Raw genomic sequence first — 23,280 nt, forward strand, 5'->3', positions numbered from 1 at the left:
GCAAACGCTTGCCATCAGTTGCCATCGGTTGCAGCCGATGTGTCCCACGGACCGGAACGGCACGCTCAACGCGGCGGGGCGACCGAGTCGCGTCGGATCAGCGGGCCGGGCAGCAGGGTCAGGCCCGGTTCGTCGGGGCCGCCGTCGAGGACGTCGAGCAGCCGGGTCATCGCCTGCCAGCCCATGGCGTGGTGCGGCAGCGCGACCGTGGTCAGGGCGGGCGCCATCTCGGGCGCCACGTTCTCGTCGTCGTCGTACCCCAGCACGGAGAGGTCGCCGGGCACCGAGAGCCCGAGGCCGAGGGCGGCCAGCACGACGCCGACGGCGACCCGGTCGTTGGCGCAGGCGATCGCGGTCGGCCGGTCGGGCCGGTCCAGCACCCGTTGCGCCGCTTCGTAACCCTCCCGGATGGTCCAGCCGGTCCGGACCGGCCGGCCGGGTTTCAGCCCGGCCTCCCGCATCGCGTCCCGATGGCCCTGCCAGCGGCGCTCGGCCGCCAGCGAACCCGCGGCGCCGACCAGCGCGGTGATCTTGGTGTGGCCGTGGTCGATCAACTCCCGGCAGGCCGTCCGGCCGCCGGCCACCTCGTCCGGCGCGAACGCGGCGACCCGGTCCGTGGGGTCGATCGCGTCGGCGAGGACGGCGGTGCCAGCCTCGGTCAGATCGCCGAGATCCCAATGTCGCAAGGACAACGCGGCGAACAGGAAGCCGTCGACCTGGCGCTCGTTCAGGGTCGCCACCGCCTGCCGCTCCCGGTCCGCGTCGTCGCCGGTGTCGATCACCAGCGGCACGTAGCCGCGGGCCAGCGCCGCCTCGGCCGCCCCGGTCAGCAGGGCGCCGGCGAACGCGTGGCTGGCGATCGCGTCGGTGACCACGCCGATCGTGTGGGTCCGTTGCCGGCGCAGGTTCACCGCCGCCCGGTTCGGCTGGTACGCCAGCTCGGCGGCGGCCCGCCGGATCGCCTCCTGTTTGTCGGCGGCGATGTTGCCGGCACCGTGGCCGTTGAGCACCATCGAGACGGCCGACCGGGAGACGCCGGCCCGGCGGGCGACGTCCTTCGCGGTCGCTTTGCTCGGCATGCAGTCACCCTATTCCGTACGGTCTCCAGGGAGCCGGAGTTCGTACACCTCGGCCGCCCCGGTGACGCTCCAGCCGTTCCGGGGATAGCCGCGGGTGGTGAACGGGGTGCCGGACTCGGGGTAGGCCTCCACCACCGAGCCGTCCACCCACACCTCGGCCGGCCCGGCCACGGTGATCACCGCAGCGCCATCCGCGTCCAGCGTCCCGGGACCGGCGAACCGGACCAGGAAGGCCGGAGTCGTGGGCCCGGTGAGCTCGGCACCGATCAGGGCCTCGAGCTCGCGCGCCGGCCGGCTGACCAGCCGCCCGTCCCGTACCGCCAACTCGCGCGGGTGGGTGAGGCTGCCCGCCCAACCGGCGGTCACCGACTCGTCGGCATCCCGGAGCTCCCAGGACCAGCCCCAGAGCAGGGCCCGCTCCTGCGTGGCGAGCACCTGCGGTGCGTAGAACGCCGGGCCGGTGTCCACCGGGCCGCCGGTCCGTGGCCGGAACCGGAGTTGATCACCGTCGCGATCCAGGTCGCCGAGGAGCGCCCGGACGCCGGCCAGTTCGCGTTGTCCCGGATGGCTGACCGCGCGCCAGAGCGAAATGATCAAGACCCAGTGCCCGTCCACCCGGATCAGGTTCGGGCACTCCCAGATGTCGGCCGGGGCGACCTCCGCGGCCACCGGATCGGTGTGATCGAGCAGGGTTCCGGCCGGGATCCAGTCGGTCAGCTTGTCCACCCGGTACGCCAGCACGGCCGGATCGCCGCCCGGCCGCCCGGCGCCGATGATCGCCCACCGATGATCATCGAACTCGAACAGGAACGGGTCCCGGATGTCGGAGAACCGCGGGTCGTCCGGCATCGGCAGCACCGGCAGCTCGTCCTGCCGCCAGTTGCGCGCGGTCGCTTCGGCGCGGGCCAGCAGCACGTCGGATCTCCCGGACCGGTCGGTGACCGCCGAGTAGACGGCGGTCGGGGTGCCGTCGTCGTCGACCAGGCAACCCGTGTAGCAGCCGTACGCATCCGGGCGGCCCGGTCGCGGCCGCAGTGCGGCCGGCTCGACCCGCCAGTGCAGCAGGTCCGCCGACGAGGCGTGCCCCCAGTGGATCCGTTCGTGCCGGGTCGAGTCCGGGTTCCACTGGAAGAAGACGTGCCAGCGGTCGTCGATCCGGGCCAGCCCGTTCGGGTCGTTGATCCAGCCGCGGTCCGGGCGCGGGTGCAGTCTGGGGAAGAACGGATCGGTCACTTGCCACTCCCTGCGGTCAGGCCCTCGCGCAGCGGTCGCTGCCCGAAGACGAAAACGATCAAGGCGGGGATCATCGAGATCACCACGCCGGCCAGGACGGTGGCTACCGACCCGGTGCCGAGGTTGCCCTGCAGCGACACCAGGCCGAGCGGCAGGGTGAAGTTCTCCTCGCTGATGGTCAAGATCAACGGGCGGAAGAACTCGTTCCAGTGGTAGTTGAACGCCAGAATGCCGACGATCGCCAGGCCCGGTGCCGCGAGCGGCGCGTAGACCAGGAAGAACGTGCGCCACGGCCCGGCGCCGTCGATCTCGGCCGCCTCGCCGAGCTCGGTCGGCAGGGTCAGGAAGTACTGCCGCATCAGGAAGGTGCCGAACGCCGTCGGCAGGGCCGGGATGATCAACGCCAGCAGGGTGTCGGCCAATCCCATTCCGCGGAGCAGCATGAAGACCGGCACGATGGTCACCTGCAGCGGCACCATCATCGTGGCCAGCACCAGCCCGAACAGCAGCCGGCGGCCGCGGAACTCGATCTTGGCGAAGACGTAGCCGGCCATTGCCGCGGTGATCATCTGGCCGGCCGCGACCAGGATCGTGACCAGCGCGGAGTTCCAGATCAGCAGGCCCAGGTTGACCTGGTCCAGCACATCGGCGAACGCGGCCAGTCCGAAGACCCGCTGCCCGGTCTCGGTGTCCAGCGGGGTGAGCGCGGTCCACAGCGTCCAGAGCACGGGGCCGAGGGTGAGCGCGGTGGCGACGATCAGTCCGACCAGCCGGCCGACGTCGCCAGGCGTGATCAGGCGTCGGGGCCGGCGGCGGACCGGACCGGAGACCGGTGCCGCGACCCGAGTCTGAGGCGTGGTGGTGAGTGCCGTCATGATCAACTCCTCACTGGTAGAAGACCAGCCGGCGGCTGATCACGAACTGGGCCGCCGTGGCGGCGATGATGATCAAGGTCAGCACCAGCCCGATCGCCGACGCCCGGCCGAACTCGAGCTGCCGGAACGCGGTTTCGAAGATCACCATGACGGCGGTCCGGGTGGCGTCCTCGGGGCCACCGCGGGTCAGCACGTACGGCTGGTCGAAGATCTGCAGCGCGCTGATCACCGCCATCACGGAGGCGACCAGCAGGGTCGGCGAGACCAGCGGCAGCGTGACGTGCCGGAACTGGCTCCAGCCGCGGGCGCCGTCGATCGCCGAGGCTTCGTAGACGTCCCGCGGGATCCCGGCCAGGCCGCCCAGGAAGAGCAGGAACGTGAAGCCGAAGTTCTGCCAGACGTAGACCGCGATCACCACGGCGGCCGCGCCGGTCGGCGTGGTCAGCCAGCCGACGGCCGGCAGTCCGACCGCTCGGAGCACCGCGTTGACCAGGCCGAACTCCTGGTTGAACAGGTACGCCATCACCAGCGACACCGATGCTGCCGACAAGATCAACGGGAAGAACAGCGAGGACCGGAAGAAGGTCCGGAGCCAGCCGGGCAGCCGGCCCTGGACCAGCATCGCCAGCCCGAGCGACAGGCCGAGCTGCAAGATCACCGCGATGATCACGAAGCCGAACGTGTTGAGGAAGCTGATCCGGACCGTCGGGTCGTTCCCGATCGCGGCGAAGTTGTCCAGGCCGATGAACTCGGGCGCGCTGATCACGTCCCACCGGAAGAAGGCCAAGATCAGCGAGACGATGATCGGGACCAGGACGAAGACGCCGATGCCGATCATGGTCGGGGCGAGGAAGACGGCGGCCAGGATGCGGCGCTGGGTGCGCCGGCTGGCCGTGTTCGTGTTCGTGATCATGAGGACCTCCGCAGCGCTCGGGTCAGGTCACGATCCATCGCGCCGAGCACTCCGCGCAGGTTCTGCGGCGGCCCGGTGACGGCCGACTGGACGTGTTTGATCATGGCGGTCTCGACCGCGGCCTGGTTCGGCGGCGCCGGGATCGGTGCCGTGTCGCCGAACTTGTCCAGCGTGTCGTAGAAGACCCGCCAGTGCTTCGGCCCGCGACCCTGCAGCCACTCCTCGGTGATCACCGAGCGGCGGGCCGGAGTCGTGTTCGGGGTCCGAATGGCGAGCCGGACCGCCTCCGGGGTGAGGCAGAACTTGATCCATTCCCAGGCCGCGTCCTTGCGCGGCGATTCGCGCATGATCGCGTACCCGTCGGCGCCGAACTGGTGCCGCTGGCCGCGCATCCGCGGGAAGTAGCAGACGTCGTACTGGTCGGACGACATGCCGCCCTCGTAGAGGCCGTCCATCCAGAAGCCGCCGGCCGGCGTCATCCCGATGTGACCGCGGGCGAACCGGGACACCAGTTCCGAGCCGCCGCCCTGGGCCGGCGAACTGCCCAGGCCCTCGGCGGTCAGCTCGGCCAGATAGGCGAAGCTCTCCTCCACCCGCGGATCGAGCGCGTTCGACGCCTCGTACGCGAAGCCGCCGCCGCGACCGGTCTCCTCGGGATAGAACTCCGACCAGAGCCAGTCGCCGCCCGGCATCGTGCGGGTGGACAGGATCGAGGTGTCGTTGACGTACAGCCACGGCACGACGCCGCCCCAGAGCCGGTTGGTCCAGAAGAACGCCCGGAAGTCCGGCCCGGCCGCCCGGGTCAGGGCTCGCGCGGTGTCCCGGAAGTCCTCGGCCGTCCAGTCGTCGGCGGGCCGGTCCAGCCCGGCCGAGCGGAACAGCTCGGCGTTGTAGTAGAGGTTCGCGGCATTGAAGCCGTTCGGCATCTGGAACAGGCTGCCCTGATACATGAACGACTCGACCAGGGCCGGGTGCACGTCGGCGAAGTAGCCGCGCAGATCCTCGGCATCCCTGCGGACATAGGGATCCAGCGGTTCACCGAGTCGTTCGGCGAACAGCTGGGTGCCCTCGGTGGCGACCAGCACCAGGTCCGGCGGCGTTCCGGCGGCGACCAGGGTGAGGATCTTGGCCAGGAAGTCGCTCCAGTCGACACCCTGGATCCGCCGGATCTGGACCCGGATGTCGGGGTGTTGTTCCCGGAACGCGGCGACCAGCTGGGTTCGGGCGGCCGCGTCCTGGGCGGTGCCGAACAAGCAGATCGTGAGGACGTCCTCGCCGCGGCCCGGGATGTCCTGGGCGGTCAGCCGCGGCCAGGACAGTGCGGTGCCGACCGCGGTGGCGCCGAGCGCGCCGATCACGGCCCGGCGGGATAGGTCGACCATATGGGTTCACCTCCCTGTGAACTCGTAGATCCTGACACGTGTCAGGTCTTCGGATGCTTTACTGTCTCCCAGGACCTGACACGTGTCAAGTGCTCGACGAGGAGGAGTTGTGTCCGAGGTGTTCCCTGTGTCTCACGTGTTCTTTGCGCCGACCGGTGCCTGGGTCGGTGACGTCATCCCGTTCCGGCATCGCGGCCGGTTCTGGCTCTTCTACCTGTACGAGGCGCGCGACGGCACCGGCATGCCGTGGGCGCTGGTCTCGACCACGGACTTCGTCCACTTCCATGATCACGGAGTGGTGCTGCCCAGCGGCGGCGAGGATGCTCCCGATTTCAACGCCTACACGGGATCCGTGCTGATCGACGGCGACACGGCGCATCTGTTCTACACCGGCCACCATCCGCGGCGGTTCGGTCCGGACGGCCGGCCGGAGCAGGTCGTGCTGCACGCGGTCGGCGACCAGGAGTTGATCACCTGGCGCAAGCAGCCGGGCTTCGTGGTGCGGCCGCCGGCCGGCTACGAGACGGCGGACTGGCGGGATCCGTTCGTCTTCCGGACCGGCCCGGACCAGGCCTGGCGGATGCTGGTCTCGGCCCGGCACAAGGTCGGCCCGGATCGGCGGCGCGGGGTGATCGCCCAGCTCACCTCGAGCGACCTGGAGACCTGGGAACCGGCCGAACCGTTCTGGGACCCCGGCCGCTACCTCGCCCTGGAGTGCCCGGACGTGTTCCGGCTCGGCGACTGGTGGTATCTCATCTACTCGGAGTTCTCCGAGTCCTTCACCACCCGGTACCGGATGGCCCGCGACCCGGACGGCCCGTGGCAGGTGCCCGAATCGGACACGATCGACGGCCGCGCCTACTACGCCGCGAAGACGGTCGGGGACGGCGACCGCCGCTTCTTCTGCGGCTGGATCGCCACCAGGGAAGGGGATGCCGACGACGGCGCGTACCAGTGGGCCGGCACAATGTCGATCTTGGAGGCCCGGCAGCGGCCGGACGGCACGCTCGCGTTCGGCCTGCCGCCGGAGTTGACGGCGACGTTCGCGAACGAGGTGCCGACCGTGCTCGCCGAGCCGCGCCGACTGGCGGCGCCGGACGGTCTCGCCGTCGCCGTCGACGACGTCGACCTGCCCACGACCGTCCGGGTCACCGCGCGGTTCGCGTGGCCGGAGCCGATCACCGAGTGCGGGTTGCTGCTGCGCACCGATGACGAGGGTGAGACCGGCTACCGGCTCCGGCTCGAGCCACGGCGGAACCGGGTGGTTCTTGATCGCTGGCCGCGGACGCGCACCGGCGACGAGCAGTGGCAGCTGTCCGGCGACGTCCCGTACGCGATCGAACTGGAACGGCCCTGCCCACTGCCGCCCGGCGAGCACACCATCGAGTTGATCATGGAGGACACCGTGCTGGTGGCGGTGATCGACGACGCCGTCGTGCTCAGTGCCCGGATCTACGACCACCGCACCGGCCGGCTCGGTGTCTTCGCCGGCGAAGGCACGGTGGACGTCTCCGCCGTCACCGTCACGACCCGCCCCAGCGTTCCCTGAGGCTGTCGAAGGGCAAAACCACAACGCCCCCTGGGGCTTGGGCTCAGGGCACGGTGATCAGAAGTCGTCCGGGCAGTGCGGGGCGCGGGGCCAGGAGAAGGCGGTGGTCACGGCCTGAACGCTGCCCGGGGTGTGTTCGCCGATCAGGCCGGCCCGGTGCAGGGCGGTCAGCGGGGTGCCGCCGAGGTAGATCGCGCCGAGGTCGCGCACGGTCAGGCTGATGTCGGCGGACGCGTCGGTCCGGGTCACCTCGGCACCCTCCGGGCCGGCCTGCACCCGGTAGCGCCCGGCCAGGTCCGGCAGGAACGCGTCGGCGACGTCGAGGACCACATCGAGCTCGGCGGTGTACTTCCGGGCCGCAAGGGCCCGCGGCAGATCCGTCAGCCTGGCGTACGTGGCGTCGTGCAGCTCGGTCTTGATCGCCCGCTGGTCGGCGACCAGCTGGCGCAGCGGCTCGTCGGTGGGCACGCTGCGGAACCGGAACTTGCGGATCAGGTCCAGGTCGAGCAGGAACCGCCACAGCCGCGCATAGCCCTGCGGGGTGGCGGCGTCGAGTTCGTTGATCATGACCTCGCCGCCGTCATCGGTCCACTTGGTGCGGAACGCGGCGAAGCCGTCCGGGGTGCCGTCGGCCGCGAAGTGCAGCAGGTAACGGCGTTCCGAGGCGCCACGACGGCGGTTCTCCGGGTCGTGCGCGTTCGAGTCCCATTCGAGCTTGGTGCGGTTCAGAGCGCCGGGCCGGTCGGCCAGGAAGCTCTCCCGTACCCCCGGCGCCACGGCCAGCGCCTCGTCCTTGGTCACCTCGTCGACCGAGCCGCCACCAAGATCGACTCCGGGCAGGAACGTCATCTCGCGGGTCGCGCCGGAGATGCTCAGCAGGGAGGTGGACCGGCCGTAGCCGAACCGCCCGTAGATCAACGACTCCGATGCCCACAGCAGCGCCAGCGGTTCGGTCCCGCGGGCGATCACGTCCTGGGTCAACTGATGCCGCATCATCTGGGTGAGCAGTCCGCGCCGCCGATAGCCGGGCGCCACCGTCACCACGGTCACCGCCGCCACCGGAACGGAGCCGCCCGGCGTCGTCATCACCCTGGTGCAGGCGCCGGTGGTGGACACCCACCGCCCGTCGACGGTGAACCCGAAGTTCCGCTCCGACTCGATCTGCTCGACGCCGGGACCCCAGTCCTCGGCGTTGAACGTGTCGTGGAACCCCCGCGAGACGGCCTTGAGATAGTCCTCCCGGGTCTCCTCGGTGACGGTGCGGAGTTCCGGGGTCGCCCGATGCGGCGCAGTACGTGCAGACATGCCGACAGTCAACCCGATGATTCAACCCCCCGCACGCCATTTCCGCAGGCGCGGGTCGGGCGGATGCGGCGCCCGCGACAGGCACCGCATCCGACACCGGATCGGTCTACTTCAGGAAGATCTCCACGACCGGCACGGCGACGTTCGGCGGCCGTACCGGCAGGGACAGGGTGACCGTGCCCTCGGGTTCGGCGCCGCGGCTGGTGTTCTGCGCCTGCGCCTGCGGATCGGCTTCCTTGAAGAAGATCTCCGAGGCGTCGTGCAGGAACTGGGCATACGCCACCCGTCCGCCGAGCCCGGCCAGGTGGACGTGCTTCAGCGGCCAGGAGAACAGGTGCAGGTAGAGCCGGTCACCGCGCTGCGTGTAGCGGCAGTCGACCGGCGCGGTGAACTCGGACGGACCCGCCCCGTAGATCGACTTGTCGTGGTACGCCATCCAGTCGCCGATCTCGGCCAGCGAGGCGCGGGCCCGCGGATCGATCTCGCCGCGGCCGGTCGGGCCGACGTTGAGCAGCAGGTTGCCGCCCTTGGAGACGCCGTCGATCAGCATCTTGATCAACAACTCGGGCGACTTGTAATCGTCGTTGTCCCGGTCGTAGCCCCAGCTCCCGTTCAGGGTCTGGCAGGCCTCCCAGACCACCGGCTTGCCGTCCTTCATCATCGGCCCGCTCGGCTGGTACTGCTCCGGCGTGACCAGGTCGCCCGGAATGTCCAGCCGGTCGTTGATCACGATGTTCGGCTGCAGCTCCCGGCAGAGCGCCATCAGCTTCTCCGAGTCCCAGTCCTCGCGGCCCTTGCCCGGCGCGCCGCCGTTCGGGTGCTCCCGGCCGGGGTAGGAGAAGTCGAAGAACAGGTAGTCGATCTGGCCGTAGTCGGTGAGCAGTTCGCGGACCTGGCCGTGCAGGTATTCCCGGTAGCGGGCCATGTCGCGGCCCTCGTTCTGCTGCGGGATGTCGTCGTCCTCGCGGCGCGGGTTGATCACGTCGATCGTGTAGTCGGGGTGATGCCAGTCGATCAGCGAGTGGTAGAAGCCGACCTTCAGCCCGGCCGCGCGCAGCGCCTCGACGTAGGGCCGGATCGCGTCCTTGCCGTGCGGAGTGTTGGTGATCTTGTAATCGGTCAGCTTGGAGTCCCAGAGGCAGAAGCCCTCATGGTGCTTCGTGGTCAGCACGACGTACTTCATGCCGGCTTCCTTGGCTGTCGCCGCCCACTGCTCCGGGTCGTACAGATCGGCCTCGAAGTAGCGCAGGTAGCGCTCGTAGTCGGCGACCTGGGTCTGCTCGCGGTGCATCACCCACTCGTGCCGCGCCGGCAGCGCGTACAACCCCCAGTGGACGAACATCCCGAACCGGTCGTGAGTGAACCATGCGTGGTCCTGCGTCATCGCCTACGCTCCTCGAAATTCATCTGATGATTGGTCCTGATTCAATCAAGGATTGCCTCGATACGCCAGTAGTTCCGGGCCTGGATTTGAATTCGTCGGACACGGCTCCGCCCATACTGGAACGGTTGTGCCGATCTGTTGACGGCCACTTAGGCCCGGGTTACCTTCAGTCGACGCTCCGTCGTTCGCACGTCATGCAACCGATGGCAAGCGTCAAGGCTGTGGAAACTTCGATCGAGCACTGTCGCCCTGTCACAGCGCGCAGCTGCGTCGTTCATCACTGAGGGGGAAAGTCGATCATGAAAGCGCGTACCGTTCTTGCGTTGGCCTCGTTGGCCGGCGTCGCACTGGCCGGAGCCGTCACCACGACGGCCTCTGCCGATCTCGTCACCCGTTGCATCGGCACCGGCGGCGCGGTGACCGTGCCCGGCGACCTGGTCGTCCCGGCCGGCAAGTCCTGTGTCCTCGAGGGCACCACGGTGGAAGGAAAGGTGACCGTCCAGGCCGGGGCAGATCTGGTCGTCACCGACGGCGTCTTCAAGGGCGCCGTCGTGGTGGTCGAGGACGGCTACCTCGACGCCTACAACACGACGGTGGCCGGCAAGGTCACCAGCCGCGGCGGCTACGGGGTCACCTTCGGTGCCTCCACGCTGTCGGCCGGCTACGCGGGACAGCCGCCCAGCGACGAGACGATCGTCCCGTTCGTGTACTTCGAGGACAGCAAGATCACCAAGAACGTGCAGTCCGCCTCCGGTGAGCTGTACGTCGGCGGCAGCAGCGTCGCCGGTTCGGTGTCCGGCGCCGGCACCGTGTACGCCGACGTGATCGACTCCACCCTCACCGGCGGTCTGACCGTCACCGGCAATGTCGACGGCTCGGTCGTCTGCGGCAGCGAGATCGACGGCGCGGCCTCGTTCGACGGCAACGGCACGGTCCAGGTCGGCGGCGGCAGCCTGATCGACGACTGCTCCGACGTGAACTACTTCGGCGGCAACGTCACCATCGCCAACAACAACGGCGGCGTCGCGGTGATCGGCAACATCATCCGCGGAAATCTCGGTGGCGAGGGCAACGACCCGGCTCCGGTCGGTTCGGACAACCGGGTCCGCGGTGCGCTGTCCGGCCAGTTCGTCGACCTGCAGCCCCCGGCGATGGCTCGCCGGGCGGCTCCGGAGGATCGGCTGGTCGAGCTGAAGGGCAAGGTCGCCGAGCGCAAGGCGGCCGCGGTCAGCGAGGGACAGGACGCCGGCAAGGCCTTCTGATCCTTCGTCACTGACAAGGGCTCCGTAACACCAGAGATCCCCTGCGCCACGGTCCGTCCTGGCGCAGGGGATCCTTTTCTGATCTTGATCAAACGTCTCTATCCACAAGATCAACATCCGTCTGTGGAAAGTCGTCGCCGAGACAGAGCAGCGGCTCGCCGGCCAGCCGGGCGACCGCGTAGGTGAGGCAGTCACCGAAGTTCAACCCGGCCGGATGGCGGCCCTTTCCGTAGCGGGCGAACGCGTCGACGGCAACGGTCCAGTGCCGATCGTCGATCGGGACGACCTCGACGCCCGCTTCCTCGACGAACCTTGCCAACAAGGTCTTTCCGGGCAGCCCGATCCTCGCCACCAGGACGATCCCCGTCTCGACCAGGGTCGCTGCACCGATCCGGATCCTCGACGCGGCAGCCAGTCTGTCGATCAACGCCCGGCCGGTGGGCTCGGCGGTCAGCACCGCGATCAAGGCCGACGAGTCCACCACGATCGCTGAGGACGAGGTCACACGCCCTCAGCCCCGATCCCGAGCAGTTCCTCCCGCTCGGATTTCGTGATCGCCACACCGCGGACCTCGACGGGAAGCTGCGGCCAGGCCTCATCGACCAGGAACCGCCTCAGCCGATCTGCCCGCGCCCCGTGTTGATGCTCCCGCAGCACCCGCTCGAGTCGCTCCTCGAGCGCGCTGCGGATCGCCCCCGTCTTCGTGTCCGAGGTGAGCCGGGCGAGCTCGGCAGCCAGCGCCTCGGTCCTGGCGTCCTTGATGTTCAGTGCCATGGTGTAAGGGTAGCTCAGATGGTGTAGTTCTGCTATCCCTTGACCCCAGTCAGCGTGATGCCCTGGATGAACGTCCGCTGCGCGATGAAGAACAGGATGATCACCGGCAGGATGGCGAGGGTGCTGACCGCCATCAGTGGGCCGTATTCCGAGGCGTACTCCCCCCTGAAGAAGCTCAGCCCGAGCGAGATCGTGTACAGGTTCGGGTCGGTCAGGTAGATCAGCGGGCCGAGGAAGTCGTTCCAGGAGGCGAGGAACTGGAACAGCCCGACGGCCACCAGCGCCGGTTTGATCAACGGCAGGATCACCCGGATGAAGATCTGCCACTCGTTCGCGCCGTCGATCCGCGCACTCTCCGACAGTTCCTTCGGCAACGAGCGGAGGAACTGTCGGAGCAGGAAGATGTAGACGGGTACTCCGAGGCAGTGCGGGATGATCAACGGTGCCCAGGTGTTCGTCAGGTTGAAGGTACGGAAGATCTCGAAGGCCGGGAACATCGTCACGTAGAACGGGATCATCATCGTCGCCAGGATGATCACGAACAGGACGTTCCGACCGGGCCACTCGATCCTGGCCAGTCCGTACCCGACCATGGCCGAGGAGAACACGGCGCCGATCACCGACAGCACGGAGATGACCGCGGTGTTGAAGAAGTACTGCCCCAGCGGGAACAGCAAGGCCGCCTGAACGAAGTTGTCGAAGGTGATCTCGTCGGGGAACCAGACGATCGGGCTCGCATTGATGTCGGCCGCGGTCTTGAACGCCCCGGTGACCATCCAGAACAGCGGCACGATGAACATGATCGAAAGTCCGATCAGTACCGCGTGCTTGGCCAGACCCAGCAGCAGGCGTGGAACCAGCGGCCGGTGTCGCTGAACGATCCTGCGCGGTTCGATATCGGCCAGGGTTTTGGTCGGCCCTCCGACCAGGGATGCATCGGTCGCTGTATCGGCCATGATCAGCTCCCCCCGTAGTAGACCCTGCGGCCGACCGTCCGGAAGACGATCACGGCGCAGGTTGCGGACAGTATGAACAGGACCAACGCGAACGCGCTGGCGTAGCCGACCTTGAAGAACGCGAAGAGATTCTGATAGAGGTACAGGCCCGCGACCATGGTCGAGCCGGCCGGGCGTCCGTCACCGCTGGTGATCACGAAAACCTCGGTGAAGTACTGGAATCCGGCGATCAATCCGGTGACCAGTGCGAACAACAGGTGCGGCGACATGAAGGGCAGCGTCACATGCCGGAACCGGGAGAGCACTCCGGCGCCGTCAATCTTCGCCTGCTCGTACAGTTCGACCGGAACGTCCTGGACCCCGGCGAGCATGATCACCATCAGGTTGCCGACTCCCCACACGGCGATGATGATCAACGCCGGCTTGGCCCAGGCGGGATCGGTCAGCCAGGACGGCCCGGTGATCCCGACGAGACCGAGCATCGAGTTCACGATCCCGTATTGCGGGCTGAAGACGTAGTACCAGACGACCGCGGTGGCGACCAGCGGAACGATGCTCGGGACGAAGAAGAGCACCCGGTAGATCGAACGGCCGTGGACATTGAGATTGAGCAACAGGGCCAAGCCCATGGCGACAACGATTCCCAGGGGCACCGACCAGGCCAAGATGTACACGGTGTTGCCCAGCGAGCGCCAGAACATGGCGTCGGTGAACAGGTCCGCATAGTTGTCGAAGCCGAGGAACCGGCCCGGCGTCAGCATGGTCGCCGAGGTGAAGCTCGCCTGAATGGTCCTGATCACCGGGTACGCGGTGAAGATCAACAGGCCGGCGATCGCCGGTGAACAGAACAACAGGCCCCATTTGATGTTGCTCTTGGTGCGACGGGAGAACTTCGTTCGTCCGAGGCCTGGCACGGTACGGTCAATCGTCGTCATCGATGATCACCCAACCCGATCGAATCGTGCTGCTTCGCGCAGACTCAGGTTCTTGATCTGGGTCAGCGCCTCCTTCGGACTGAGCTGCCCGTAGACCGCGGCCTGAACCATGGTTTCCATCTGCTGGTGGTGGAACTCGCTGACCGTGACCAGCGGACGGGTGTGTTCCATCTTGCGCAGCGTCTCGTGATAGACACCCGCGTCGGGATCAGCCGCGATCTCCTCGTTGACTGGTGCCTTGGCATAGCCGACCGGAAAGCCGATGTTGTCCCACTGTGCCTTCGTTCCCTCGTCGGAGATCGAGAACCACTTGACGAACTCCCACGCTGCGTCGGCTTGGGGGGCGGTCCGCGGGATGAAGCAGGACCAGCCGCCGAGCCAGGCACCTTCACCCGGTCGGCTGGCGCCGGGCGGTTGATACGGCAGCAGCGTGGCACCGATGTCGAGATCCGGGTAGAGCTCCTTGATCTGGACGAGGTTCGGCGTCACCAGGCAGGTCATGCCGATCTTGCCGGTGGAGAACGGGTGGATCTGCAGCGACGGCGGAGCGATGTTGACCGCCGCCTGGGCACCGCCGACGCCCTGGGCGGACTTGGTCATCCATTCCAGCGCCCGGATGTTCGGCTCGTCATCCGTCGTGACGTCGTTGGTACCCGTGTTCCAGAACTTCCCGCCGAAGGAGTATCCCCAGGTGAGCATCGAGTTCGCGGCGCCGTACTGGTTCCACGGCAAGATGCCGACCTGGACTGCCTGCCCTCGCTCGACCCTGTTGATCTCGGCGGCCATCAGATCGATCTCGTCGATGGTGGTCGGCGGGCGTTCCGGGTCCAGGCCGCACTCGGCGAACAGTCCCTTGTTCCAGAAGAACGGGAAGTTGGCGTCGGCGTCCCACTGCACACTCCAGACCCGGTCCTGGTAGGCCATGCTGGCAGCGCAGACCGGGAAGAAATCCTCCAAGCGGATGCCATCGCGCTCGAAGTAGGGCGTCAGATCCTTCATCAACCGGAGCTTCGTCCAACTCGGCGCCAGCGCCGCGTCACAGAAGCCGATGTCGGGCGCCTGGTTTCCGGCGATCGCGGTGAACAGCTTCTGCTGGATGGTGCTGCCGCCGCCCGGCGTCGGACCGAAGGTCACCCGGACCGCGATCTCGTCCTGCGACTCCTCGAACAACCGGGCACACTCGACCAAGCCGGCGCCCGTCGTCGATCCCCAGATGTTGTAGATCTCGATCGTCGTCTTCCGCCCAGGAGCCGGTTCCTTGTTCGGACGGACCTTCATTGCGTCGCGCCCCGAACTGACCACCGTGCAGCCGGCGCCCGCGCCGACGGCGAGGCCGGCGGTGAGCAGGCCTCCCGCCCGGAGCAACGAGCGCCGGGACAGCGATGGTCGTTCGGTCGAACCCCGATCCGGGTTGGCAGCATCGGTCACCGGCACGCACCCCCTCGTACGTCGATCCGCGATTGAATCGTTTTGATCGTGGATTCAAAACACTAGGCCAGAGCCTCTCGGGCGGTCAATAGCCTGCTTCCGGACCTTCGCCGGGTGGTCCGCTGATACCTTTCAGCGACCGACGGGGGTCAGCGGGCGAACGGGGCGCCGAGCGCGGTGAACGTCGCGTGCTCGTACGCGGCCCGGCGAACCCAGCCGTCGATGCCGGGGATCATCATCCGCTGCTCGCCGTCGGCCTCGACCCGTTCGGTCGCCGACGGAGCCAGCGGGCGCGGCTCACCGGCCGCGACCGCGTCGACCACCCGCATGAAGCCGCCGGTGTCGATCAGCGGACAGAGCAGCGGCTCGCCGGTCGCCCGGTGCGCGAGCAGGTTGTCCAGCAGACTGGTCCGCTCGTACGTCAGCGTCTCGGCCGGCGCACCGGTCAGGTCGGCGGCCGGGCGCAGCTCGACGAGATCCTGGGTGTAGAAGAACCGGGCCGCCTGCTCGGTGCCGACCACCTCGACGTACGGCGCCTCCTGCGACTGCTCCGCGCAGAGGGTCAGGCCCAGCGTGACCCGGGTCCCGTCGTTGGTCACGACCCGGACCACCGAGGTGTCGTCCGACTCGATCGCGTTGGCGCGGAACAGGTCCACCTCGACCTCGGCCAGGTCGTCCGCCCGCTGGGCGCGGGCCAGCCGCAGCGCGGCCGAGGTCGCATGCGCCAGCGGATTCGTGATCACGCCGTCCATCACCGGCACACCGTCGATCACCCGGCGGCCGGCCCAGGCGGAACGCCGCCAGTAGCTGAAGGTGCGGAGCCAGACGCCGACCCCGGAGATGCCGACCAGCTCGCCGAGCCGGCCCGAGTCGATCATGGTGTCGAGCGCCGGGAACGCCGCCGAACCCAGGCTCTGGAAGCCGATCTGGACCACCCGGCCGGTCTCGGCGGCGACCGCGAGCAGCCGGTCGAACTGGTCCAGGGTGGCGACCGGCGGCTTCTCCAGCAGCACGTCCGCACCGGAGCGCAGGGCCGCCTCGGCGAACGGCAGGTGGGTGTGGATCGGTGTCGCGATGGTGACGATCTCGGGCCGGGTCCGGTCGAGCAGCTCGGCCACGTCGGTGAAGACCGGCACCCTGGGATCGAGCCGGCCACTGTCGTCCGGCTTCGTGTCGCAGACGCCGACCAGGTCGATCTTGTCGAGCCGTTCGGTGGCCGCCCGAAGATGGGACGCCCCGTACCCGTGAATTCCGACGACCGCGAGCCGCGGCAACCCCTCCGCCATGGCCCGTACTCTCTCAGATGCCGTGCGACTGCTGGGTCGGCACCCCGGTCCGGTCGGACTCGAACCGAGTCGGCTCGTAGCTGGCCGGTTCCGGCGGAGCCGGACGCGCGACCAGTCCGGACAGGCGGCCGAGCACCGTACTCAATTCGAACCGCCAGCGGGCGGTGGCGCGGAGTTCCAGCCGCAGCCGCGGCGTGATCGGGTGCGGCCGGGTCACCTCGAAGCCGACGGCGGTCAGCCAGCCGACCGGCAGCAGGACATGGGCGCGGGTTCCGTTGCTGCCGGCGGCGCCGGAGCCGAACGCCTCCAGCGCACGGATCGACCGGCGCACCGCGAGCGCGGCCGCGGACCGGACGAGTTGTTTCCCGACACCGTGACCGCGATGCGGCTCGGCGACCCAGCCGGTGATCAGGACCGCGGCGTCCCGGCTGGCGCCGACCGCGAAGACCGAACCCTTGGGCAGCAGGTCGGGCGGAGCCAGCAGCAGGAAGCCGATCACCTCGCCGGCGTTCACGGTCATCACGCCGCAGGCGCCCCAGCGGCCACAGACCTGCTCGGCCCAACCGGCGTCGACGCCCGGCATCGCCTCGAGACAGCTGGGCGGCAGCCGGTTCAGGTCACTCGCCGTGAGCGGGCGGATCCGGCGGGACCGCATCAGCGAGACCCGAGGTCGGCGAAGCCTGGTGCCGGGCGGGGCCGGGTCAGGCCCGCGGCGAAGCCGATCAACAGCCCGAACGCGAGACCGGTCAGCAACCAACCGAACCACCGCCGCAGCCTGGGGCCGGCCGGGGTCGGCTGCGCCGAGGATCGCCGCGCCCTGTTCATGGTCACATGCTAGTGCGGTTGCGAGATGGGCTGTAGCGGATCGCCGACGTGGTGCACCCTGGTGGGGTGACCTCGTCCCCCGAACCTTCGAGCCGGCCCGCAGAGCCTCCGGTCCGACGCCGCGACACGCGGCTGGACAACTATGTCGACCGGTACGCGGTGCGTACCCACGGGATGACCGCTTCGGCGATCCGGGCCCTGTTCGCCGTGGCCAATCGGCCCGAGGTCGTCTCGCTCGCCGGCGGGATGCCGAACATCACCGACCTGCCGCTGGACGTGGTCGGCAGCTCGCTGCAGCGGCTGGTCCTCGACGACGGCCGGGTCGCGATGCAGTACGGCAGCGGGCAGGGCGAGCCGATGCTGCGGGAGGCGATCTGCGAGGTGATGGGCCTGGAGGGGATCGCCGCCCATCCGGACGACGTGACCGTGACCGTCGGCTCGCAGCAGGGCCTGGACCTGGTCACCCGGCTGTTCTGCGACCCGGGCGATGTGGTGCTCTGCGAGGCGCCGTCCTACGTCGGTGCACTGGGCGTGTTCCGGGCCTACCAGTGCGAGGTACGGCACGTCGGCATGGACGCCGAAGGCCTGTCGCCGCAGGCACTCCGGGAAGCCCTGGAAGTCCTGCGCCAGCAGGGGAAGCGGGTCAAGTTCCTCTACACGATCCCGAGTTTCCACAATCCCGCCGGCGTCACCCAGTCCGAGCAGCGCCGCCGGGAGATCCTGGCCATCGCCCGCGAGGCCGACCTGCTGCTGATCGAGGACAATCCGTACGGACTGCTCGGATTCGATCATGAACCGCTGCCGACGCTGCGGTCGCTGGACTCGGAGCTGGTGATCTATCTCGGCACGTTCTCCAAGACGTTCGCGCCGGGCTTCCGGATCGGCTGGGTGCTCGCCCCGCACGCCGTACGCGAGAAGCTCGTGCTGGCCCAGGAATCGGCGACGCTCTGCCCGCCGGTGTTCTCCCAGTTCGCGGTGGCCGCCTACCTTCGTGATCATGACTGGCGCGGGCAGATCAAGGTGTTCCGGGAGATGTACCGGGAGCGCCGGGACGCCATGATCGCCGGGCTCGCCGATCACCTGCCCGCCGGTTGCACGTGGAACACGCCGGCCGGCGGCTTCTTCGTCTGGGTCGGGCTACCGGCCGGGCTCGACGCGCAGGCGATGCTCCCCCGGGCCGTCACCGCACGGGTCGCCTACGTGCCCGGGACCGCGTTCTACACCGACGGTTTCGGGAGCCGTTTCATGCGGCTGTCGTACTGTTATCCGACACCGGAGCGGATCATCGAGGGCACCCGGCGGTTGGGCGAGGTGCTCAACCGGGAGGCGGCCCTGCACGAGACCTTCGGCACGGTCGGGCCGGCGGACCCGGCCGGGCCCGCGCTGCCGTACCAGGCACCGCGGCCGAACCAGAGTTGATCATGGATTGTTGATCATGGGAAATGATCATGAACGGAGGGATCGGGTGACCGACGTCGGGACCGTCGTGGTGCTGGCGGGTGGCCTCTCGCACGAGCGGGAGGTGTCGCTGCGCTCGGGCCGGCAGGTCGCCGAGGCCCTGCGCGACGAGGGGCTCGAGGTGATCGAGTCCGACGTCGACTCGGGGCTGGTGGAGCGGCTCGACGGGCTGCCCGGTGCGGTCGTGTTTCCCTTGCTGCACGGCGAAACCGGCGAGGACGGTGCGTTGCGCGAGGTGTTCCGGCTGCTCGACGTACCGTTCGTCGGATCCGACGGTGCCGCCTGCCGGGTCGCCTTCGACAAGTCGATCGCGACGACCGTGGTCGCCGACGCGGGCCTGGCCACACCGGAGCAGGTGGCGTTGCCGCACGAGATCTTCCGCGAGCTCGGCGCCCAGGCCCTGGTGTCCGCGCTGGCGAAGCGGATCGGGTTCCCGATGATGATCAAGCCGTCGCGCAGCGGCTCGGCGCTGGGCTGCACCAAGGTCGCCACCCCGGACGAGTTGCCGGCGGCAATGGTCGCGGCCTTCGCCTACGGGTCGGTTGCGGTGGTGGAGACGTTCATCGCCGGCACCGAGGTGGCGGTGACCGTGATCGACCGCGGCGACGGCCCGGTGGCGCTGCCGGCGGTCGAGATCCGGCCCGACTCCGGGATCTACGACTACGCAGCCCGGTACACGGCCGGCGCGACCCGCTTCCTCTGCCCCGCCGACCTGCCCGACCCGGTGTCCCAGCGCTGCTCGGAGGTTGCGCTCACCGTGCACCGCCTGCTCGGCCTGGCCGACCTTTCCCGGACCGATCTCATCGTCCGCCCGGACGGCGTGCCGGTGTTCCTCGAGGTCAGCGTCGCGCCCGGGATGACCGAGACGTCCTCTGTGCCGCTGGCGATCGAGGCCGCCGGCTGGGGCATCGGCGAGACCTGCGCCGACCTGGCCCGGGCGGCCGCCCGGCGGGGTCGTGGATGACGGTCGTGTCCGACGTCACCGGCCGATCCCGCCTGCTGCCGGTGCAACGCGCCGGGATCATCCTGCTCGGCCTGGCGCTCGCCGCCGCCATGGGCGTCCTCGGTGTCTGGCAGGCGCAGGTCTACCAGTCGCAGGGACTCGAGGCGGCCGCGCACCGTGCCGCCGAGCCCGCTCGGCCCCTCACAGAGGTGGCGCCGGTCGGCGCCACGGTGACGGACGGCTATGGCCGGACGGTGACGTTCACCGGTCACTACCGGCCGGACCTGCAGCTGGTGGTGCGGTCGTCCGACGATCCCGAGGTACGGGTGCTGACCGGCTTCGAGCTGACCGACGGCAGCCTGGTCGCCGTGGTGCGCGGGTCACTTCCCGCCGGTACGGCTGAGCCGCCGGCCCCGCCGAGCGGCACGCTGACCCAGTCCGGGCTGCTGTTGCCGTCCGAGGATTCGGGCGAGAACGACCCGGACGCGCCGGGTGTGATCACGGCCATCCGGGTGCAGCGGCTGGCGCAGCAGTGGCCGGGCTCGCTGGTCAACGGTTACGTCACGCTGACGTCCGCCGACGCGGCCGGGCAGGGACTGGCGGCGTCACCGTACCGGCTGCCTGATGCGCCCGGCCGCCTGCGCAACGGTGCCTACGCGGTGCAGTGGTGGGTGTTCGCCGCCTTCGCGATCGGGATGGCGATCAAGGTCGCCCGCGATCTCGGTCGGCCCCGGCCGGACGGCGACAAGAACTACGACGTAGAGTCGTAGTCATGCGCGGTGCGTTGCTTCGGTATCGGATCATGGCCTACGTGGTCGGGGTCCTGTTGGTGATCTTGATGTGTGTCGGGGTTCCGATGCGCTACATCTGGCACGACGAGACCGTGGTCCACTGGACCGGGATGCCGCACGGGTGGCTCTACATGATCTTGCTGATCACCGCGTTCGACCTCGGCAGGCGGGCCAAGTGGACCTGGAAGAGGCTGATCTTGATCGCGCTGGCCGGGACCGTGCCGTTCCTGTCCTTCGTCGCGGAACGCTCGGCCACCAAGGACGTACGGGAGAAGCTCGCCAAGCTCGAGGCCCGGGAGAAGGCCGAGCAGTCCGCAGAGCCCGGTGCCGCAGCCTCCGAGGTCGCCGAGCCCGGCCGTTGATCGTGCTGCTCAGCGCCTCGGTCAGCCGGTCTCGACGCTGAGCACGGTGGTCCGCATCATCCCGCTGCCGTCCGGCACCTCGTAGCGGACCGGCATTCCCGGATAGTCCGGCGCGAACCAGAACGTCTGCACCTCGGCGTCGCTGGTCGGCCTGGTGTCGTAGCGGACGCATTCCAGGCGGCCGAGCGGGAGCTCGACCAGTTCGTTGCGGACCTCTGTGCGATCGGCCGGGAAGGAGGCGTGCCCCTGCAGTTCCCGCCAGGTGACCCGGCTCGTCGACACGTCGTCGGGAGCGTCGGCGTTCCACCGGTCCAGGGTGGCGCCGGTGTCGTCCCCGTCGCGGAAGCGGTTCAGCCGTTCGAAGGTCGAGCCGTCGGGTCCCTCGACCAGCAGCCGGATCGTCTTCCCGGCCCGACTCGATTCTCGGATCTCCTCCGCCGTGAACGGTGTCGGGAGCAAACCTGGACCGAGTACGTGCTTGTCGGGGGCCTCCATCACGCTATTCTCCGCCTCCCCTGGCGATCCTGCCCAGCCTCTCGCAGAACTTCCCCAGGACGATTTGTCGACTTATTTCTATGTCGCGGTATCGGTATGGGGGTAGATCTGTTTGTGGTCAGTTCGCGTTGGTGTTCTGGTCGTTCCCGGGCGCGGTCGGCGTGGACAGGCCCATGGCCGCGACGATCCGGTGCAGGTCGTCGACGGTGGCGAACTCGACCACGATCTTGCCCTTCGTCTTGCCCAGATCCACCTTGACCCGCGTCTCGAAATGGTTCGACAGCCGGTCGGCGAGCTCGGCGACCTTCGGTGCGAACGGCTTCGATCGGCGCTTGCGTACCGGCTCGTCCTCGCCGGTCTCACCGAGGGTCACGAGCTCCTCGACGGCTCGTACCGAGAGACCTTCGGCGACCACCCGCTGGGCCATCCGCTCCTGCGCCGCCTGGTCCTCCACGGCGAGCAGCGCCCGGGCGTGCCCGGCGCTCAGGACGCCGGCCGCGACCCGGCGCTGGACCGTCGGCGGCAGCTTGAGCAGGCGGATCGTGTTGGAGATCTGCGGCCGCGACCGCTTGATCCGCTGCGACAACTCCTCATGGGTGCAGCCGAAATCCTCCAGCATCTGCTGGTACGCGGCCGCCTCCTCCAGCGGGTTCAGCTGCGACCGGTGCAGGTTCTCCAGCAGCGCGTCGCGCAGCAGGTCGTGATCCTTGGTCTCCCGCACGATCGCGGGGATCTTCTCCAGGTTCGCCTGCTGCGAGGCACGCCACCGGCGCTCCCCCATGACCAGCTCGAACTTCCCGTCGGCGATCGGCCGGACGACGATCGGCTGCAGCAGGCCGACCTCCTGGATGGAGGCGACCAGCTCGGCCATCGCGTCCTCATCGAAGACGGTGCGCGGCTGCCTCGGGTTCGGAGTGACGGCGTTCGCGTCGATCTCGGCGAAGTAGGAACCCTCCGGGACCGGGTGTGCGGGCGCCGGCTCCGGCGATTCGGGAGTCTCCCGGGGCTCGGTGCGCTGGAAGAGTTCGCCCAGTCCGCGTCCCAGTCCACGACGCTCGGCGCCGACGCTCATGAATTCTCCTTTGCTCCGCGGCGGGCGATCTCTCGCGCTGCCGCAAGGTACGACTCGGCGCCGGTCGACTCCGGCTGATAGGTCAGGACGGTCTGCCCGTAACTGGGCGCCTCGGAGATACGCACCGAACGCGGAATCACCATCGGCAGCGTCTGCTCGGTGAAGTGAGCCCGTACCTCGTCGACGACTTGAGCGGCGAGCTTGGTCCGGGCGTCGAACATGGTCAGCAGCACCGTCGAGAGGTCGAGCTCGTCGTTCAGCTCACCCTTCACGAGGTTGATCGTCTGCATCAACTGCGAGACTCCCTCGAGCGCGTAGTACTCGCACTGGATCGGGATGAGGATCTCGTTCGCCGCGACCAGCGCGTTCAGGGTGAGCAGGCCGAGCGACGGCGGGCAGTCGAAGAAGACGTAGTCGGCCGGGTGATCCTTGAGGTAGGTGCGGAGCGCCTTGTTCAGCCGACCTTCCCGGGCCACGACGGACACCAGCTCGACCTCGGCGGCGGCCAGATCGACGGTCGCCGGCAGGACCCGCAGATTCGGCGCTTCCTGGGAGACGACGACGAGGTCCTCGATCGCGTCGCCGTCGAGCAGGACCTCGTACGTTCCGCGGGTGCCGGTGCTGTGCTCCACCCCGAGGGCGGTCGACGCGTTTCCCTGCGGATCGAGGTCGATGACCAGAACGGAGAGTCCACCCATGGCAAGGGCTGCGGCGATGTTCACCGTCGTCGTCGTCTTGCCGACGCCACCCTTCTGGTTGGCGACCACCATGATCCGCGTGTCCGGTGGCGCCGGCAGCGGTTCGATCAGCGGTCGTGCCGGAGCAGACTCCGCCTCCGGCTCGGCCTGAGCCTCCGGCGTCGGAGGCTCCAGATCGTCCGTCGACGCCTCCGCTGGTACGGGGTGCGTGACCTCGTGCTGGACCGGGACATCCGCGACGGTTGCGGCCATCCCGTCGGGCGGCGCGAGGGTGG

At 68.8% G+C, this 23,280-nt stretch carries 24 protein-coding genes; 6 read left to right on the forward strand and 18 right to left on the reverse strand.

The window, feature by feature from the left end; genetic code table 11:
- Positions 1 to 65: 65 nt before the first annotated feature.
- The 5 genes from BKA15_RS17510 to BKA15_RS17530 are packed head-to-tail and all read right to left on the reverse strand — an operon-like array spanning position 66 to position 5,482.
- Positions 66 to 1,079 (reverse strand): LacI family DNA-binding transcriptional regulator, encoded by a 1,014-nt coding sequence (locus tag BKA15_RS17510; RefSeq protein ID WP_179752854.1) that lies wholly within the window; start codon positions 1,077 to 1,079, stop codon positions 66 to 68.
- A gap of 9 nt (positions 1,080 to 1,088) precedes the next feature.
- Positions 1,089 to 2,312 carry a glycoside hydrolase family 32 protein gene (locus BKA15_RS17515; protein WP_179752855.1) on the reverse strand — a complete coding sequence of 408 codons (1,224 nt, stop codon included), beginning with the start codon at positions 2,310 to 2,312 and terminating at the stop codon, positions 1,089 to 1,091.
- Positions 2,309 to 3,187, reverse strand: a complete 879-nt coding sequence (locus BKA15_RS17520; protein ID WP_179752856.1) for a carbohydrate ABC transporter permease — start codon at positions 3,185 to 3,187, stop codon at positions 2,309 to 2,311. The genes BKA15_RS17515 and BKA15_RS17520 overlap by 4 nt, the downstream gene beginning before the upstream one ends.
- 10 nt (positions 3,188 to 3,197) lie before the next feature.
- On the reverse strand, positions 3,198 to 4,100 hold the full coding sequence (locus tag BKA15_RS17525; protein ID WP_179752857.1) for a carbohydrate ABC transporter permease: 903 nt from the start codon (positions 4,098 to 4,100) through the stop codon (positions 3,198 to 3,200).
- Entirely contained in the window at positions 4,097 to 5,482 is a 1,386-nt protein-coding gene (locus tag BKA15_RS17530) for an ABC transporter substrate-binding protein (RefSeq protein WP_179752858.1), read from the reverse strand. The genes BKA15_RS17525 and BKA15_RS17530 overlap by 4 nt, the downstream gene beginning before the upstream one ends.
- A gap of 127 nt (positions 5,483 to 5,609) precedes the next feature.
- Here BKA15_RS17530 and BKA15_RS17535 point away from each other — a divergent pair, with 127 nt between their 5' ends.
- The gene (locus tag BKA15_RS17535) at positions 5,610 to 7,031 is read left to right on the forward strand and encodes a glycoside hydrolase family protein (protein ID WP_179752859.1); all 1,422 of its coding nucleotides are present in this window, start codon (positions 5,610 to 5,612) and stop codon (positions 7,029 to 7,031) included.
- A 57-nt stretch (positions 7,032 to 7,088) separates the two neighbouring features.
- On the opposite strand, the gene BKA15_RS17540 is transcribed toward BKA15_RS17535, so the two are convergent.
- Positions 7,089 to 8,336: a GNAT family N-acetyltransferase gene (locus tag BKA15_RS17540; RefSeq protein WP_179752860.1), complete on the reverse strand. Its 1,248-nt coding sequence runs from the start codon at positions 8,334 to 8,336 to the stop codon at positions 7,089 to 7,091.
- Between the two features lie 106 nt (positions 8,337 to 8,442).
- Positions 8,443 to 9,720, reverse strand: a complete 1,278-nt coding sequence (locus tag BKA15_RS17545; protein ID WP_179752861.1) for an alpha-L-fucosidase — start codon at positions 9,718 to 9,720, stop codon at positions 8,443 to 8,445.
- 323 nt (positions 9,721 to 10,043) lie between these two features.
- On the opposite strand from BKA15_RS17545, the gene BKA15_RS17550 reads away from it, so the two are divergent.
- The gene (locus tag BKA15_RS17550) at positions 10,044 to 10,982 is read left to right on the forward strand and encodes a hypothetical protein (protein ID WP_179752863.1); all 939 of its coding nucleotides are present in this window, start codon (positions 10,044 to 10,046) and stop codon (positions 10,980 to 10,982) included.
- An 88-nt stretch (positions 10,983 to 11,070) separates the two neighbouring features.
- On the opposite strand, the gene BKA15_RS17555 is transcribed toward BKA15_RS17550, so the two are convergent.
- From BKA15_RS17555 to BKA15_RS17590, 8 genes are all read right to left on the reverse strand, one after another.
- Complete coding sequence (locus BKA15_RS17555) at positions 11,071 to 11,487, reverse strand: type II toxin-antitoxin system VapC family toxin (RefSeq protein WP_218871427.1); 417 nt, start codon at positions 11,485 to 11,487, stop codon at positions 11,071 to 11,073.
- On the reverse strand, positions 11,484 to 11,756 hold the full coding sequence (locus tag BKA15_RS17560; RefSeq protein WP_179752864.1) for a type II toxin-antitoxin system VapB family antitoxin: 273 nt from the start codon (positions 11,754 to 11,756) through the stop codon (positions 11,484 to 11,486). The genes BKA15_RS17555 and BKA15_RS17560 overlap by 4 nt, the downstream gene beginning before the upstream one ends.
- A gap of 32 nt (positions 11,757 to 11,788) precedes the next feature.
- Positions 11,789 to 12,712, reverse strand: a complete 924-nt coding sequence (locus BKA15_RS17565) for a carbohydrate ABC transporter permease (protein WP_179752865.1) — start codon at positions 12,710 to 12,712, stop codon at positions 11,789 to 11,791.
- Positions 12,713 to 12,714: 2 nt separating this feature from the next.
- Entirely contained in the window at positions 12,715 to 13,647 is a 933-nt protein-coding gene (locus BKA15_RS17570) for a carbohydrate ABC transporter permease (protein ID WP_179752867.1), read from the reverse strand.
- A 6-nt stretch (positions 13,648 to 13,653) separates the two neighbouring features.
- On the reverse strand, positions 13,654 to 15,075 hold the full coding sequence (locus BKA15_RS17575; protein ID WP_179752869.1) for an extracellular solute-binding protein: 1,422 nt from the start codon (positions 15,073 to 15,075) through the stop codon (positions 13,654 to 13,656).
- A 149-nt stretch (positions 15,076 to 15,224) separates the two neighbouring features.
- Positions 15,225 to 16,361, reverse strand: coding sequence for a Gfo/Idh/MocA family protein (locus tag BKA15_RS17580; protein ID WP_179752871.1), 1,137 nt, complete (start codon positions 16,359 to 16,361; stop codon positions 15,225 to 15,227).
- 13 nt (positions 16,362 to 16,374) lie between these two features.
- The gene (locus tag BKA15_RS17585; RefSeq protein WP_179752872.1) at positions 16,375 to 17,016 is read right to left on the reverse strand and encodes a GNAT family N-acetyltransferase; all 642 of its coding nucleotides are present in this window, start codon (positions 17,014 to 17,016) and stop codon (positions 16,375 to 16,377) included.
- Complete coding sequence (locus tag BKA15_RS17590; protein ID WP_179752874.1) at positions 17,016 to 17,186, reverse strand: hypothetical protein; 171 nt, start codon at positions 17,184 to 17,186, stop codon at positions 17,016 to 17,018. Before BKA15_RS17590 ends, BKA15_RS17585 begins: the two co-directional genes overlap by 1 nt.
- 66 nt (positions 17,187 to 17,252) lie before the next feature.
- Between BKA15_RS17590 and BKA15_RS17595 the strand changes: the two genes are divergently transcribed.
- From BKA15_RS17595 to BKA15_RS17610, 4 genes are read left to right on the forward strand one after another with little or no spacing between them, the layout of a single operon-like run.
- Positions 17,253 to 18,605, forward strand: coding sequence for an aminotransferase-like domain-containing protein (locus tag BKA15_RS17595; protein ID WP_179752876.1), 1,353 nt, complete (start codon positions 17,253 to 17,255; stop codon positions 18,603 to 18,605).
- 46 nt (positions 18,606 to 18,651) lie between these two features.
- Positions 18,652 to 19,608: a D-alanine--D-alanine ligase family protein gene (locus BKA15_RS17600; protein ID WP_312879094.1), complete on the forward strand. Its 957-nt coding sequence runs from the start codon at positions 18,652 to 18,654 to the stop codon at positions 19,606 to 19,608.
- A complete protein-coding gene (locus tag BKA15_RS17605; RefSeq protein ID WP_179752878.1) occupies positions 19,605 to 20,357 on the forward strand; it encodes an SURF1 family protein in 753 nt (250 codons plus the stop codon). Before BKA15_RS17600 ends, BKA15_RS17605 begins: the two co-directional genes overlap by 4 nt.
- A gap of 2 nt (positions 20,358 to 20,359) precedes the next feature.
- Complete coding sequence (locus BKA15_RS17610; protein WP_179752880.1) at positions 20,360 to 20,740, forward strand: DUF3817 domain-containing protein; 381 nt, start codon at positions 20,360 to 20,362, stop codon at positions 20,738 to 20,740.
- Between the two features lie 21 nt (positions 20,741 to 20,761).
- On the opposite strand, the gene BKA15_RS17615 is transcribed toward BKA15_RS17610, so the two are convergent.
- The 3 genes from BKA15_RS17615 to BKA15_RS17625 form a co-directional block, all read right to left on the reverse strand.
- Positions 20,762 to 21,235, reverse strand: a complete 474-nt coding sequence (locus tag BKA15_RS17615; RefSeq protein ID WP_179752882.1) for a hypothetical protein — start codon at positions 21,233 to 21,235, stop codon at positions 20,762 to 20,764.
- 118 nt (positions 21,236 to 21,353) lie between these two features.
- Positions 21,354 to 22,307 (reverse strand): ParB/RepB/Spo0J family partition protein, encoded by a 954-nt coding sequence (locus BKA15_RS17620; protein WP_179752884.1) that lies wholly within the window; start codon positions 22,305 to 22,307, stop codon positions 21,354 to 21,356.
- Entirely contained in the window at positions 22,304 to 23,257 is a 954-nt protein-coding gene (locus BKA15_RS17625) for a ParA family protein (RefSeq protein WP_179758533.1), read from the reverse strand. Before BKA15_RS17625 ends, BKA15_RS17620 begins: the two co-directional genes overlap by 4 nt.
- Positions 23,258 to 23,280 lie beyond the last annotated feature (23 nt).

Source organism: Microlunatus parietis (assembly GCF_013407955.1).
In the GTDB taxonomy this organism is placed as follows: Bacteria; Actinomycetota; Actinomycetes; order Propionibacteriales; family Propionibacteriaceae; genus Microlunatus; species Microlunatus parietis.

Bases quoted from the DNA above. Each gene is read 5' to 3' on its own strand.
- BKA15_RS17510 (WP_179752854.1), bottom strand. From the start codon at position 1,079: ATGCCGAGCAAAGCGACCGCGAAGGACGTCGCCCGCCGGGCCGGCGTC.
- BKA15_RS17520 (WP_179752856.1), bottom strand. From the start codon at position 3,187: ATGACGGCACTCACCACCACGCCTCAGACTCGGGTCGCGGCACCGGTC.
- BKA15_RS17525 (WP_179752857.1), bottom strand. From the start codon at position 4,100: ATGATCACGAACACGAACACGGCCAGCCGGCGCACCCAGCGCCGCATC.
- BKA15_RS17530 (WP_179752858.1), bottom strand. From the start codon at position 5,482: ATGGTCGACCTATCCCGCCGGGCCGTGATCGGCGCGCTCGGCGCCACC.
- BKA15_RS17540 (WP_179752860.1), bottom strand. From the start codon at position 8,336: ATGTCTGCACGTACTGCGCCGCATCGGGCGACCCCGGAACTCCGCACC.
- BKA15_RS17545 (WP_179752861.1), bottom strand. From the start codon at position 9,720: ATGACGCAGGACCACGCATGGTTCACTCACGACCGGTTCGGGATGTTC.
- BKA15_RS17560 (WP_179752864.1), bottom strand. From the start codon at position 11,756: ATGGCACTGAACATCAAGGACGCCAGGACCGAGGCGCTGGCTGCCGAG.
- BKA15_RS17565 (WP_179752865.1), bottom strand. From the start codon at position 12,712: ATGGCCGATACAGCGACCGATGCATCCCTGGTCGGAGGGCCGACCAAA.
- BKA15_RS17570 (WP_179752867.1), bottom strand. From the start codon at position 13,647: ATGACGACGATTGACCGTACCGTGCCAGGCCTCGGACGAACGAAGTTC.
- BKA15_RS17580 (WP_179752871.1), bottom strand. From the start codon at position 16,361: ATGGCGGAGGGGTTGCCGCGGCTCGCGGTCGTCGGAATTCACGGGTAC.
- BKA15_RS17585 (WP_179752872.1), bottom strand. From the start codon at position 17,016: ATGCGGTCCCGCCGGATCCGCCCGCTCACGGCGAGTGACCTGAACCGG.
- BKA15_RS17590 (WP_179752874.1), bottom strand. From the start codon at position 17,186: ATGAACAGGGCGCGGCGATCCTCGGCGCAGCCGACCCCGGCCGGCCCC.
- BKA15_RS17605 (WP_179752878.1), top strand. From the start codon at position 19,605: ATGACGGTCGTGTCCGACGTCACCGGCCGATCCCGCCTGCTGCCGGTG.
- BKA15_RS17610 (WP_179752880.1), top strand. From the start codon at position 20,360: ATGCGCGGTGCGTTGCTTCGGTATCGGATCATGGCCTACGTGGTCGGG.
- BKA15_RS17615 (WP_179752882.1), bottom strand. From the start codon at position 21,235: ATGGAGGCCCCCGACAAGCACGTACTCGGTCCAGGTTTGCTCCCGACA.
- BKA15_RS17620 (WP_179752884.1), bottom strand. From the start codon at position 22,307: ATGAGCGTCGGCGCCGAGCGTCGTGGACTGGGACGCGGACTGGGCGAA.
- BKA15_RS17625 (WP_179758533.1), bottom strand. From the start codon at position 23,257: ATGGCCGCAACCGTCGCGGATGTCCCGGTCCAGCACGAGGTCACGCAC.